This window comes from uncultured Azohydromonas sp. (assembly GCF_937926365.1).
In the GTDB taxonomy this organism is placed as follows: domain Bacteria; phylum Pseudomonadota; class Gammaproteobacteria; order Burkholderiales; family Burkholderiaceae_C; genus Azohydromonas.
Window position 1 is genome coordinate 25,256 of sequence record NZ_CALAOH010000019.1, and the last position, 13,285, is coordinate 38,540.

Annotated in this window: 11 protein-coding genes; 8 read left to right on the plus strand and 3 right to left on the minus strand. The window is 71.7% G+C overall.

What is annotated here, in order from left to right:
- Positions 1-48 precede the first annotated feature (48 nt).
- The gene (locus Q0741_RS01520; protein WP_298231438.1) at positions 49-426 is read left to right on the plus strand and encodes a hypothetical protein; all 378 of its coding nucleotides are present in this window, start codon (positions 49-51) and stop codon (positions 424-426) included.
- A 149-nt stretch (positions 427-575) separates the two neighbouring features.
- Here Q0741_RS01520 and gdhA read toward each other — a convergent pair whose 3' ends face one another.
- Together gdhA and Q0741_RS01530 are read right to left on the minus strand one after the other, a co-directional pair.
- Positions 576-1,922, minus strand: a complete 1,347-nt coding sequence (gene gdhA, locus Q0741_RS01525; protein ID WP_298231496.1) for an NADP-specific glutamate dehydrogenase — start codon at positions 1,920-1,922, stop codon at positions 576-578.
- A gap of 197 nt (positions 1,923-2,119) precedes the next feature.
- Positions 2,120-3,235 (minus strand): NADH:flavin oxidoreductase/NADH oxidase, encoded by a 1,116-nt coding sequence (locus Q0741_RS01530; protein ID WP_298231439.1) that lies wholly within the window; start codon positions 3,233-3,235, stop codon positions 2,120-2,122.
- A 197-nt stretch (positions 3,236-3,432) separates the two neighbouring features.
- Here Q0741_RS01530 and rmuC point away from each other — a divergent pair, with 197 nt between their 5' ends.
- The 4 genes from rmuC (at position 3,433) to Q0741_RS01550 (ending at position 9,045) form a co-directional block, all read left to right on the plus strand.
- A complete protein-coding gene (gene rmuC, locus Q0741_RS01535; protein ID WP_298231440.1) occupies positions 3,433-5,082 on the plus strand; it encodes a DNA recombination protein RmuC in 1,650 nt (549 codons plus the stop codon).
- A 257-nt stretch (positions 5,083-5,339) separates the two neighbouring features.
- Positions 5,340-6,554: a lycopene beta-cyclase CrtY gene (gene crtY, locus Q0741_RS01540; protein WP_298231441.1), complete on the plus strand. Its 1,215-nt coding sequence runs from the start codon at positions 5,340-5,342 to the stop codon at positions 6,552-6,554.
- On the plus strand, positions 6,551-8,032 hold the full coding sequence (locus Q0741_RS01545; RefSeq protein WP_298231442.1) for a phytoene desaturase: 1,482 nt from the start codon (positions 6,551-6,553) through the stop codon (positions 8,030-8,032). Before crtY ends, Q0741_RS01545 begins: the two co-directional genes overlap by 4 nt.
- Complete coding sequence (locus Q0741_RS01550; RefSeq protein ID WP_298231443.1) at positions 8,032-9,045, plus strand: phytoene/squalene synthase family protein; 1,014 nt, start codon at positions 8,032-8,034, stop codon at positions 9,043-9,045. The genes Q0741_RS01545 and Q0741_RS01550 overlap by 1 nt, the downstream gene beginning before the upstream one ends.
- A 241-nt stretch (positions 9,046-9,286) precedes the next feature.
- Here the strand turns inward: Q0741_RS01550 and Q0741_RS01555 are convergent, their stop codons facing one another.
- Positions 9,287-9,784 carry a sterol desaturase family protein gene (locus Q0741_RS01555; protein WP_298231444.1) on the minus strand — a complete coding sequence of 166 codons (498 nt, stop codon included), beginning with the start codon at positions 9,782-9,784 and terminating at the stop codon, positions 9,287-9,289.
- Between the two features lie 81 nt (positions 9,785-9,865).
- Here Q0741_RS01555 and Q0741_RS01560 point away from each other — a divergent pair, with 81 nt between their 5' ends.
- From Q0741_RS01560 to pncB, 3 genes are all read left to right on the plus strand, one after another.
- Positions 9,866-10,612, plus strand: a complete 747-nt coding sequence (locus tag Q0741_RS01560) for an ABC transporter ATP-binding protein (protein WP_298231445.1) — start codon at positions 9,866-9,868, stop codon at positions 10,610-10,612.
- Positions 10,609-11,844 (plus strand): FtsX-like permease family protein, encoded by a 1,236-nt coding sequence (locus tag Q0741_RS01565; protein WP_298231446.1) that lies wholly within the window; start codon positions 10,609-10,611, stop codon positions 11,842-11,844. The genes Q0741_RS01560 and Q0741_RS01565 overlap by 4 nt, the downstream gene beginning before the upstream one ends.
- Before the next feature lie 209 nt (positions 11,845-12,053).
- The gene (pncB, locus tag Q0741_RS01570; RefSeq protein ID WP_298231447.1) at positions 12,054-13,247 is read left to right on the plus strand and encodes a nicotinate phosphoribosyltransferase; all 1,194 of its coding nucleotides are present in this window, start codon (positions 12,054-12,056) and stop codon (positions 13,245-13,247) included.
- Positions 13,248-13,285: the final 38 nt, after the last annotated feature.

Below are 13,285 nucleotides of genomic sequence, written 5' to 3' on the forward strand. Positions count from 1 at the left end.
CGGGCGCGGATACTGGCTCGCCCTTGAGCTTCCATATACCCCACGGCCGTGACCCTGAAACTCAGCCCCGACGAGGTCGAGCGCCTTGCGCGCGAATATCCCGAGCCTTGCGCCGAATGCGCGCCGCTGGCTTTCCGTGGCTGGGAGTCCTTTCCCGGCGACAAGAGCGACGCGGCGCTGGAGAAGGTGGGCGCGCTGTGGCTCGCGGGCGAGGAGGACGAGCCCACGCTGGCCGAGCATCACCCTGGAGGTACGAACTATTGGTCGCCGGATGCGCCCATCGCGCTGGCGTATTTCCCGGCCAACCGCAGCGAGGTCTGGCGCTGCCGGCACTGCGGCCACGGCTTCCTGCGCTACACGGAGTACGGCGGCTACTACGAGGACCGCCGCATCCGCTCGCTGCAGCCCGGGCTGATCGTGAGGTGATCCGCCCCGGGCGCACGGCCGTCCCGAGGATGGACGGCGTGCCATGCCAACTTTTCGTTGGCACTGAAATGAAAACCCGTTCGGGCTTCCGAGCTCGTCGAAGGGCTCAGGGCGAACGGGTGGGCTTCACGCTCGAAGCGTGACTGAAGTCAGACCACGCCCTGGGCCAGCATGGCGTCGGCGACCTTGACGAAGCCGGCGATGTTGGCGCCGTCCACGTAGTTCACCGAGCCGTCGGCGCGCGTGCCGTGGCGCACGCAGTTGGCGTGGATGTCCTTCATGATCGAGTGCAGCCGCTCGTCCACTTCGGCCGGCAGCCACGCCAGGCGCTGCGAGTTCTGCGTCATCTCCAGGCCCGAGGTGGCCACGCCGCCGGCGTTGCTGGCCTTGCCCGGCGCGTACAGCGTGCGCGCGGCCAGGAAGACGTCCACCGCCTCCAGCGTCGAGGGCATGTTGGCGCCTTCGGCCACGCACACCACGCCGTTGCTCACCAGCTGCTGCGCATCCTTGGCGTCGAGCTCGTTCTGCGTGGCACAGGGCAGCGCCACGTCCACCGGCACGTGCCAGGGCCGGCGGCCGGCTTCGAAGTGCAGCCCGTGCTTGGCGGCGAAGGCCGAGAGGCGGCCGCGCTGCACGTTCTTCCACTCCATCACGCTGGCCAGCTGCTCGGCGCGCAGGCCCTCGTTCACCACCAGCGTGCCTTCGGAGTCGGAGAGCGTGACGACGCGCGCGCCCAGCTCCAGCGCCTTCTCGGCCGCGAACTGCGCCACGTTGCCCGAGCCGGAGATCGACACCCGCAGGCCGTCGAAGTCGCGGTGCTGGCGGCGCAGCATTTCCTGGGCGAAGTAGACCGTGCCGTAGCCGGTGGCCTCGGGGCGCATGGCGCTGCCGCCGTAGGCCATGCCCTTGCCGGTGAACACGCACGAGGCGTCGTTGCTCAGCCGCTTCATCATCCCGGCCATGTAGCCGACCTCGCGCGCGCCCACGCCGATGTCGCCCGCGGGCACGTCGGTGTCAGGGCCGATGTGGCGGAACAGCTCGAAGATCAGCGCCTGGCAGAAGCGCATGACCTCGCCGTCGCTCTTGCCCTTGGGGTCGAAGTCCGAGCCGCCCTTGCCGCCGCCCATGGGCAGCGTGGTCAGCGCGTTCTTGAAGGTCTGCTCGAAGCCCAGGAACTTCAGGATCGACAGGTTCACCGACGGGTGAAAGCGCATGCCGCCCTTGTACGGGCCGATGGCGTTGCTGTGCTGCACGCGCCAGGCGCGGTTGACCTGCACCTCGCCCTTGTCGTCCACCCACGACACGCGGAACTGGATGGCGCGGTCGGGTTCGACCAGGCGCTCCAGCAGCGCCTGGCTGGCGTACTGCGGATGCTTCTCGATGAACGGCCACAGGCTCGTCAAGACTTCCTTGACCGCTTGCAGGAACTCGGGCTGATGGGGATCGCGTGCCTTCACGGCACCCAGGAAGTCGGAAAGAGTCGGAAATTTCAACAGCGTCTCCGCGGAGGGGGAACAAACAACGCATCCAGTGTGCGCGTTGCTGGTGCGGTCAAGCACCTGGCTGGGGCATTTTAGTGAGCGATACATCACGCTCTTTTCCGGCAGGCACCGTCGAAGTGCCAAATCCTGGACGGGTCTGCGTCGATGCACTGGCGTAGTGCATTGACGACCGAGGGCTGGGTGCGGGGCGTTCAGCGCTGCCCGAAACGGTTGTTCGTGAACAGGTCCTTGAACTCGTGCGGCTGGCAGCGCCAGTACTGCGGCGGAGCGAAGACCTGGGCGCCCAGCGCCGCCGCGGCGTGCCAGGGCCAGCGCGGGTCGTAGATCATGGCGCGGGCCAGTGACACGGCGTCGGCCTCGCCCTCGGCGATGATGGCCTGGGCTTGGTGCGGCTCCGTGATCAGGCCCACGGCCAGGGTCGGCAGTCCCACGTCGGCCTTCACGCGCTGCGCGTAGGGCACCTGGTAGCCGGGGCCGATGCGGATGGCCTGGGCCGGCGACAGCCCGCCGGTGGTGACGTGGATCGCCGCGCAGCCGCGCGCCTTGAGCGCCTGCGACAGCGCCACCGTGCCCTCGATGTCCCAGCCGCCCGGCACCCAGTCGGTGGCGGAGATGCGCGCCCACACCGGCCGCTCGGCCGGGAAGGCCTCGCGCACGGCGTCGAACACCTCCAGCGGCAGCCGCATGCGGTTCTCCAGGCTGCCGCCGTAGGCGTCGCCGCGTTGGTTGGCCAGGGGCGAGAGGAACTGGTGCAGCAGGTAGCCGTGGGCGAAGTGCAGCTCGATGCCGTCCAGCCCCAGCCGCGCCGCGCGCCGGGCGGCGGCCACGAAGTCTTCGCGCACCTTGCGAATGCCCTCGGCGTCCAGAGCCTCCGGCGGGTCCTCGTCGGCGCCGTGCGGCACGGGCGAGGGCGCCACTGTCTTCCAGCCCAGGGGCTCGCCGGGCCGGATCTGTGCGCCGCCCTCCCAGGGCGCTCGCGAGGAGCCCTTGCGTCCGGCGTGCGCGAGCTGGATCGCGATGGGCATGGGCGAGTGCGCCCGCACCGCCTGCAGCACCCGCGCGAGGCCGGCCTCGTTGTCGTCGCTGTAGAGGCCGAGGTCGAAGGGCGAGATGCGCCCCTCGGGCGACACCGCCGTGGCCTCCAGGATCAGCAGCCCGGCGCCGGAGAGCGCCAGGTTGCCGACGTGGATCAGGTGCCAGTCGCCCGGCGTGCCTTCCCGGGCGGAGTACTGGCACATCGGCGCGATGACGATGCGGTTGGACAGGCGCATCGCGCCGAGGGACAGGGGCTCGAACAGGGTGCTCATGGTGGGGATCCGGCGGGCAGTGGCGGGAAGCGCGGCGGTGCAAGCCTTGAGCCCAGGCTCCTTCGGCAGGACCCGGGACGGTACCGGGCAGCGCCGGGCTGGCCGGTGTTGCGTGCCTGCCATGGGCCGGCGCTGCGTGGCCGGAGCCCCGGGGCGCCCTCGCGATAATTCCGCCCTCCAAAACATGGGAGTCGGGGATGGAGCTGGCGATGCTGTTGGCGGGCTTGATCGCCGGCGCCCTGGGGGCATGGCTGCTGATGCGCTCGCGCCAGCACACCGCGGTGGAACTGGCGCTGGCGCATGCCCGGGCGGAGGCCCAGGCGCAGCTCACCACGCTCACCGCCCGCGCCGAGCATGCCGAGGGTACGCAGCGCCAGCAGGGCGAGGAGTTGCGGCTGCTGCGCGGCCGCGCCGAGGCGCTGCAGGGCGTGCTCGACCAGCTCCGCGGTGAAGCCGCGCGACTGCGCGAGCGGGCCGCGCGCGTGGAGCGTCTGGAGTCGGAGCTGCAGGACCTGCGCCTGCAGCTCCAGGACGAACAGGACACCCGCCAGCGCCTGGCCGCCGCCGAGGCCGAGCAGGCGCAGCGCGCGCTGCAGCTCGATGCGCAGCTCCAGGAGAGTAAGGCCGCGCACGAGCGCGCCGACGCCGAGGCGCGCCGCAACGCCGCCGAGGCGCGCGGCCTGGCCGAGCAGCTCGACGCCGAGCGCCGCGGTGCGGCCGAGAAGCTGGCGCTGCTCACTTCCGCGCGCGAGGCGCTGACGGACCAGTTCAAGGCGCTGGCGGCCGACATCCTGGAAGAGAAATCCAGGCGCTTCGCCGAGCAGAACCAGGCGAGCCTCGGCCAGCTGCTGGACCCGCTGCGCACGCGGCTGGCGGAGTTCCAGCGCAAGGTGGAGGAGGTCTACGTCACCGAGGGCAAGGAGCGGTCGGCGCTGGCGCAGCAGGTGCGCCAGCTCGCGGAGCTGAACCAGGTGCTCAGCGAGGAGGCGAAAAACCTCACTTCCGCCCTCAAGGGCTCGGCCAAGAGCCAGGGCAACTGGGGCGAGTTGATCCTGGAGCGTGTGCTGGAGGCCGCCGGGCTGCGCAAGGGGCACGAGTACGTGACGCAGGACAGCCGGCTCGGCGCCGACGGCCAGCGCCTGCAGCCCGACGTGGTGATCCACCTGCCCGAGGAGCGGCGGCTGGTGGTGGACGCCAAGGTGTCGCTGCTCGCCTACGAGCGTTACGCCAACGCCGAGGGCGAGGCCGCGCGCTCGGGGGCCTTGCGCCAGCACCTGGACTCGGTGCGCGCGCACCTGCGTGGCCTCTCGGACAAGCACTACCAGCAGCTCTACGGGCTGCAGTCGCTGGACTTCGTGCTGATGTTCATGCCGGTGGAGCCGGCCTTCATGCTGGCCGTGACGCACGACGGCGAGCTGTTCATGGACGCGTGGCGGCGCAACGTGCTGCTGGTGAGCCCGTCCACGCTGCTGTTCGTGCTGCGCACGGTGTCGCACCTGTGGCGCCAGGAGGCGCAGAACCGCAACGCGCAGGAGATCGCGCGGCGCGGCGCCGAGCTCTACGACCGGCTGTGCGGCTTCGCCACGGAGCTCAAGCGCGCGGGCGAGGCGCTGCGCGCGGCGCAGCGCTGCTTCGACGACGCGGAGAAGAAGCTCGCTTCCGGGCGCGGCAACGTCATCCGCCAGGCCGAGATGCTCAAGGAGCTGGGCATCAAGCCCGCGCGGCAATTGCCGCAGCACCTGACGGAACGGGCCGAGGCGGACGAGGCGGCGGGGACGGCGCTGGCGCGCGCGGTGGCGGCGATCGAGGCAGGAGCGGTGGGGCCGGAGGGCGTCAGCGAAGGATGAGGTTGCTGGCTCCCCGCCTGCGCGCAGCGCTGTCCGGGGAACGCGAGGTTCTTGCCGCAGCCAAGAGCTGACGCGCCGCGTCCTCTGCTCCGTGCCGGGCATGGCCTGGAGCGGCCTGGGTGTCGGCAGCGTGCATGGGAGGTGGCGAGCCGTTTGCCTGCTCCCGGCTCCGGCGACTCGTTTCGCCTCCAACCCCAAGGGCGAGGGCTGCATCCAATGCCAGTCGTGAAGGTCGGTTTCTCCCGGGTCCTGCGGCCGTGTCGGTAACGCATGCCGCCGGCTCGTCCACGCCCGGCGACGGCGCCCTGGACGCCGACCTGATCCTCGTCGGCGGCGGGCTGGCCAACGGCCTGATCGCCTGGCGCCTGGCCGCCGAGCGCCCGGCGCTGCGGCTGCTGATGCTGGAGGCCGGGCCCACGCTGGGCGGCAACCACACCTGGTCCTTCCATCCCACGGACCTGAGCGAGGCGCAGCGCGCCTGGCTCGCGCCGCTGGTGGCGCACCGCTGGTCCGGCCACGAGGTGCGCTTCCCGCAGCGCCGGCGGTGCCTGCAGGGCGGCTACGCCAGCCTCACCTCCGAGCGCTTCCACGCGCTGCTGTCCACGCTGCTGGGGCCGCGCGCGCGTACCGGCATGGCGGTGCAGGACATCGCGCCCACGCAGGTGCGCCTGGCCGACGGCCGCGTGCTGCGGGCGAGGGCGGTGATCGACGGCCGCGGCCTGCGCCGCAGCGCCCACCTGGCGCTGGGCCACCAGAAATTCCTCGGCCAGGAACTGCGGCTGGAAGCCCCGCACGGCCTGGACACGCCGCTGCTGATGGATGCCACCGTGGACCAGATCGACGGCTACCGCTTCGTCTACGTGTTGCCCTTCAGCGACTACACGCTGCTGGTGGAGGACACCTACTACGCCGATGCCGGCGAGCTCGACGCCGAGGCGCTGCGCCGGCGCATCGCGCAGTACGCCGCCGCGCGCGGCTGGCGCGTGCGCCATGTGCTGCGCGAGGAGCAGGGCGTGCTGCCCATCGTGCTCTCCGGCGATGTCGAGGGCTTCTGGCGCGAGGCCGGCGGCGTGCCGGCCTCGGGCCTGTCGGCCGGGCTGTTCCATCCCACCACGGGCTATTCCCTGCCCGATGCCGTGGCGCTGGCGGAGCTGGTGGCGGCGCAGCCTGATCTCTCCGCGACCGCGCTGTTCGAGGCCATCCGCCGCCACGCCGTCGAGCGCTGGGAGGCGCGGGGCTTCTTCAGGCTGCTCAACCGGATGCTGTTCCGATCCGCTCCACCCCACCTGCGCTGGAAGGTCATGCAACGCTTCTACGGACTGCCCGAGGGGCTGATCGCCCGCTTCTACGCCGCGCGGCTGGGGCCGCTGGACAAGCTGCGCATCGTCTCGGGCAAGCCGCCGGTGCCGCTGGGGGCGGCCGTGCGCGCGGTGCTGGACCGGCCGCCCTCGCACGCGGAGGCCCCTCGATGAGCGCGGAGCGCCGCGCCGTCGTCATCGGTGCCGGCTTCGGCGGCATCGCGCTGGCGATCCGGCTGCAGTCCGCCGGCATCGCCACCACGCTGGTGGAGGCGCGCGACAAGCCCGGCGGCCGCGCCTACGTGTACGAGGACCAGGGTTTCACTTTCGACGCCGGGCCGACCGTCATCACCGATCCCAGCGCGCTGGAAGAGCTTTTCGCGCTCAGCGGGCGGCGCTTGAGCGACTACGTGGAGCTGCTGCCCGTCTCGCCGTTCTACCGGCTGTGCTGGGAGGACGGCTCGGTCTTCGACTACGACAACGACCAGGCGCTGCTGGACCGGCAGATCCGCGCCCGCTGTCCCGAGGACGTGGAGGGCTACCAGCGCTTCCTGCGCTACGCGCGCGCGGTGTTCGAGGAGGGCTACCTCAAGCTCGGCACGGTGCCGTTCCTCTCCTTTCGCAGCATGGCGGCGGCCGGGCCGCAGCTGGCGCGGCTGCAGGCCTGGCGCAGCGTGTACGCCATGGTCTCGCGCTTCATCCGCGACGAGCAGCTGCGCCAGGCCTTCTCCTTCCACTCGCTGCTGGTGGGCGGCAATCCCTTCGCCACCTCCTCCATCTACGCGCTGATCCACGCGCTGGAGCGGCAGTGGGGCGTGTGGTTTGCGCGCGGGGGCACGGGCGCGCTGGTGCGGGCGCTGGTGCGGCTGTTCCAGGAGCTGGGCGGCACGCTGTGGCTGAACGCGCCGGTGGAGCGCATCGAGCTGCGGGACGGCCGCGCCTGCGGCGTCACGCTGCGCGGGGGCGAGCGCTTGCCGGCGGACCGCGTGGCCTCCAACGCCGACGTGGTCCACACCTACGAGAGGCTGCTGGGGCACTCGGCGCGCGGCGCGGCGCAGGCGAGGGCGCTCAAGGCCAAGCGCTTCAGCATGTCGCTGCTGGTGATCCATTTCGGGCTGCGCCGGCAGCACCCGCACCTGCGCCACCACATGGTGTGTTTCGGGCCGCGCTACCGGGCGCTGATCGACCAGATCTTCGCCGGCCCGCTGCCGCAGGATTTTTCGCTCTACCTGCACTCGCCCTGCGTGACCGACCCCTCGCTGGCGCCGCCGGGCTGCGGCAGCCACTACGTGCTGGCGCCGGTGCCGCACCTGGGCCACGCGCCGGTGGACTGGAGCGTGGAGGGGCCACGCCTGCGCGACCGCATCCTGGAGTACCTGGAGGCGCGGCACATCCCGTCACTGCGCGCGGACCTCGTGACTTGCAGACTGTTCACGCCGGCCGACTTCCGCGACGAGCTCGGCGCCCATCTCGGCTCGGCCTTCTCGCTGGAGCCGGTGTTGACCCAAAGCGCGTGGTTCCGGCCGCACAACCGCGACGCCGTCATTCCCAACCTCTACATCGCCGGGGCGGGTACGCATCCCGGCGCGGGGGTGCCGGGTGTCGTGGGATCGGCCAAGGCCACCGCGCGGCTGATGCTGGAGGACTTGTGATGAGTGTGATCCGAGACACGGCCGCCGCGGCCCGAGCCCGCCGGGCGCTGCGGCGCCTGGCCAGCGGCTGCCGGTCCCGTGCCGAAGCCGAGGCCGCCCGCCATGGCAGCGAAACCATCCAGGCCGGCTCCAGCAGCTTCGCCGCCGCGGCCCGGCTCTTCGATGCCGAGACGCGCCGCAGCACCGTGATGCTCTACGCCTGGTGCCGCCACTGCGACGACGTGATCGACGGCCAGGAACTGGGCCAGGGCCAGCGCGCCAGCCACCGCGAGGACAGCCTGCGCCGCCTGGCCGAGCTGGAGGCGCTGACCTGGCGCGCCTGCGCCGGCCAGCCCTGCCGCCACCTGGCCTTCGACGGGCTGGCCGAGGTGGTGCGCCGCCACGGCATCCCGATCGCGTTGCCGCTGGAGCACCTGAGCGGCTTTCGCATGGACGTGGAGGACATGCGCTACGAGACGCTGGCCGACACGCTGCTCTACTGCTACCGCGTCGCCGGGGTGGTGGGCTTGATGATGGCGCGCGTGATGGGCGCGCGCGACCCGGCGGTGCTGGACCGCGCCTGCGACCTGGGGCTGGCCTTTCAGCTCACCAACATCGCCCGCGACATCGTGGAGGACGCCTGCGTTGGCCGCGTCTACGTGCCGCTGCAGTGGCTGCACGCGGCCGGCATCCCGGCGCACGAGGTGGCCGAGCCGCGGCACCGCGCCGCGCTGGCGAAGGTGGCGGCGCGCGTCGTGGCCGCGGCCGATCCGTACTACGCCTCGGCGCTGTCGGGCATCGCGGCGCTGCCGGTGCGCTCGGCCTGGTCGGTGGCGACGGCGCGCGGCGTCTACCGCGAGATCGGCCGCAAGGTGCACCGGCGCGGCGCGCAGGCCTGGGACACGCGCACGCGCACCAGCGGCGCGGAGAAAGCATGGCTGGTGGCGCGCGGCATGGCGGTGGCGCTGGCGGCCCGGGCCCTGCCGCAGCGCCCGCGCGCGGCGGGGTTGTGGCAGCGGCCGCAGGTGGGGTGAGGGGAACGTGGCCGGGGGAAGGCTTTTGGCGCCTTGCCGTGGGCTGCTCGGGTTCTTCGTCAGTCCCGCGAAGGCAGCACTGCTGTTCGGGGAAGTCGGAGTGTGTTTGCAGGACGAAGCACAGGAAGCCGCCCCTCTACTTCGTCATCCCCGCGCAGGCGGGGACCCAGGCAGCCCCCAAGTCAGCCGTGAGTAAACGGGGAGGCACGCTGACGGAAGGTGGTCCGGTTCGCCGCATCACTCACCGCTCGCCGCCTGCATCCACCCCGTCACCTCTCTGCCCCCGCATCCGCTGCAACTCCTCCCGCAACTTCCGCGGCGAAGGCGCCCACAGGAAGCCGAAGGACACCGCCCCGTCGCGCCCGTGCACGGCGTGGTGCAGCCGGTGCGCCTGGTAAAGCCGCTTGAGGTAGCCGCTGCGCGGCGTGATGCGCAGCGGCCAGCGCTGGTGCACCAGCCCGTCGTGGGCGATGAAATACAGCAGGCCGTACACGGTCATGCCGACGCCGACCCACAACAGCGGCGGATGGCCGTTCAGGCCGAGCCAGATCAGCAGGATCGACACGCTCGCCGAAACCAGCGCGTACAGGTCGTTCTTCTCGAACCACCCGCGGCGCGGCGCATGGTGCGAGGCGTGCCAGCCCCAGCCCGGGCCGTGCATCAGGTACTTGTGCACCAGCCATGCCATGGCCTCCATGGCGACGACGGTGAGCAGGACGATGGCGGCGTTCAGAAGCATCGGCGTGCGGGGGTACGAGGGGGCTTGGGCAAGACGCCTGCCCCGGGCGCCCCAGGGTAACGCCACGAGGAAGGACCGCGTGTGACTGCACCGCTGGTGATGACGTTGCGCGGCGTGCGCAAGAGCTACCGCCTGGGCCGCCATGCCGTGCCCGCCCTGCAGGGCGTGGACCTGGACCTGCGTGCCGGCGAGATGCTGGCGCTGGCCGGCCCCTCGGGCAGCGGCAAGACCACGCTGCTGAACCTGTGCGGGCTCATCGACGTGCCCGATGCCGGCGCCATCCTGCTGCGCGGCGAGCCCGTGCACCGGCTCGACGAGCGCTACCGCACGCGGCTGCGCCGCGACGCGCTGGGCTTCGTGTTCCAGCAGTTCAACCTGGTGCCGGTGATGACGGCGGCGGAGAACGTGGAGTACCCGCTGTTCCTCGCCGGCGTCGCCCAGGCCGAGCGCCGCCGCCGCGTGGCACAGGCGCTGGAGCGCGTGGGCCTGGCCTCGCACGCCGGGCACCGGCCCGATGAGCTCTCGGGCGGGCAGCGCCAGCGCGTGGCCATCGCGCGGGCCTTGGTGAAGCGTCCGGCGCTGGTGATCGCCGACGAGCCCACGGCCAGCCTGGACTCGCAGACGGCCGAGGCCGTGCTGGAGCTCATGCGCGAGCGCAGCCGCGAGGAGGGCGTGACCTTCGTCTTCGCCACCCACGACGAGCGCCTGAGCAGCCGCTGCGACCGCGTCGTGCGCCTGCGCGACGGGCGCGTCGAAGGGGCGCCCGCCACACCGCCCACGCCACCGGCGCCGACCGCGGTGGCGGCTTCCGCCCGGAGTGCCGCATGAGGTGGCTGAAGTTCGCCGCGCTCAACGTGATGCGCAATCGCCGCCGTTCGCTGGTGGCGATCTTCATCACCGCGCTGGGCACCGCCGCGCTGCTGCTGGCCGGGGGCTTCGCGCTCTACACCTACGACGCGCTGGAGCGGGTCACCGTGCGCGAGAGCGGGCATCTCGTGGTCGGGACCCGGCAGCACTTCGAGCTGGACGAGGACGTGCCGCTGCAGCATGGCCTGGACGACGCGGCGGCGCTGCAGGCGCGGCTGGCCGCCGACTCCGCCGTGCGCCACGTGCTGCCGCGCGTGGAGTTCAGCGGCCTGGTGAGCAACGGCGAGAAGTCGGCCGGGATGATGGCGCTGGGCCTCGACGCCGCGGCCGAGCTGCGGGCCAAGGGGCCGTTCCTGAACGTGGTCGATGGCGCGATGCCCGATGGCGACGCGGGCGACGCGGGCGACGAAGCCGATGGAGCCGCCTGGGTGCTGCTGGGCGCCGAGCTGGCGCGCAGCCTCAAGGCCTCGCCCGGCGGCCGGCTGACGCTGCTGGCCACCGACACCCGCGGCGCGTTGCGGACGCTGCCGGTGCGGGTGCTGGGCGTGGTCTCCACCGGCGTGCCGGAGCTGGACCGGCGCCAGCTCTACACGGACCTGCGCGGCGCGCAGCGGCTGCTGGGCAGCGCCCGCGTGTCCACGCTGCAGGTGTTCCTGGGCGGCATGGAGGAGGTGGCGTCGGCGCAGGCGCGGCTGCAGGCGCGGTTGCCGGGGCTGGTGGTGCGCAGCTGGGAGGCGCAGGCCGGCTTTTACGAGAGCGTGCGCGCGCTCTACCACCGCATCTTCGGCGTGATGGGGCTGGTGATCGGCGTGATCGTGGTCGTGGTGGTCGCCAACGCCATGGCCTCGGCGGTGGTGGAGCGCACGCGCGAGATCGGCACGCTACGCGCGCTGGGCACGCTGCCCGGACAGCTGCTGCGCGCGCTGGCGCTGGAGGGTTTGATATTGGGCGGCGGCGGCGCGCTGCTGGGCGCGGTGGCGGCGGTGACGGTGTCGGCGCTGTTGCAGGTGTTCCCGGTGCAGATGCCGCCACCGCCCGGGCGCAGCGTGGGCTACCCGTTGCAGATCGACCTGGACCCGCTGCCCGTGCTCAACACCGTGCTGCTGATGGCGCTGCTGGCCACGCTGGCCTCGGCCTGGGTGGCGCGGCGCACGGTACGCAAGCCGATCGTGGAAGCGTTGGCGCATTTGTGAGGCCCGCCTGCCGGTCCAGCGCGCTCACAGCAACTCCGCCGACCCCGACAGTGCGACCTCTCTACTGGGCTGGAATGCGACATTACTAATTGGCGCCTACACGGCTTTTATCCTCAATGCAGGTTATGTCAACTCATGGAGGGCCGCTCGGCCCTCCGCTTGCCGCTCCATCCCCCACCAGCCCTCCGGCCGCGCAGGAGCTTCACGACATGCCGCCCGTCATCCACAGCCTTCTGGAGACCGACCTCTACAAGTTCACGATGTGGCAGGCGATGCTGCACCGGCATCCGCGCACGCAGGCCCAATACCGCTTCGTGTGCCGCAATCCCGAGGGTTTCAATCTCGGAGCGCTGCTGCCGCAGGTGGAACGCGAGCTCGATGCGCTGTGCGGCTTGTGCTTCACCAAGCCGGAGCTGGCCTACCTGCGCTCGCTGCGCTTCATCAGCCCGGACTTCGTCGATTTCCTGCGCATCTTCAAGTTCCAGCGCGACTTCATCCGCGCCTGGGCCGAGGGCGAGGAGTTGCACATCGTGGCCGAGGGGCCGCAGGTGCACGTGATGGGCTTCGAGATCTACGTGCTGGCCATCGTCAGCGAGCTGCACTACCGGCGCTTCGACGCCGAGCCCGCGCTGGCCGAGGGGCGGCGGCGGCTGCACGACAAGATCGCCCGGCTGCAGGCCCTGGAGGCGGGACCGCGGCGGCGCCACCCCTTCGAGATGTTCGATTTCGGCATCCGCCGCCGTTTCAGCGGTACCTGGCACCGCGAGGTGGTGGACCGCTTCCGGCAGGCGCTGCCGCAGTACTTCAAGGGCACCTCCAACGTGTTCCTGGCCGCCGAGTTGGGGCTGGTGCCCATCGGCACCATGGCGCACGAGTACCTGCAGATGTACCAGGCGGTGGGCGGCGTGCGGCTGCGCGACCACCAGAAGGCGGCGCTGGAGGACTGGGTGCAGGAGTACCGCGGCGACCTGGGCACGGCGCTCACCGACGTGGTGGGCATGCGCGCCTTCCTGGCCGACTTCGATCTCTACTTCGCCAAGCTCTTCGACGGCCTGCGCCACGACTCGGGCGACCCGGTCTGGTGGGGCGAACTGGCACTGGCGCACTACGAGAAGCTGCGCATCGACGCGCACACCAAGCGGCTGGTGTTCTCCGACGGCTTGAACGTGGACAAGGCGCTGGCCCTCTACCACCACTTCGCCGACCGCACGCAGTGCGGCTTCGGCATCGGCACGAACCTGACCAACGACGTGGGCCTGGCGCCGCTGAACATCGTCATGAAGCTGGTGCACTGCAACGGGCAGCCGGTGGCCAAGCTGTCCGACTCGCCGGGCAAGACGCTGGTGGACGACACCACCTTCCTGGCCTACCTGCGCCAGGTCTTCGACGCGCCGGCGCCCTGAGGCTGCGCCGGCAAGGCCGCCCACTTGCTGCGCGCGGC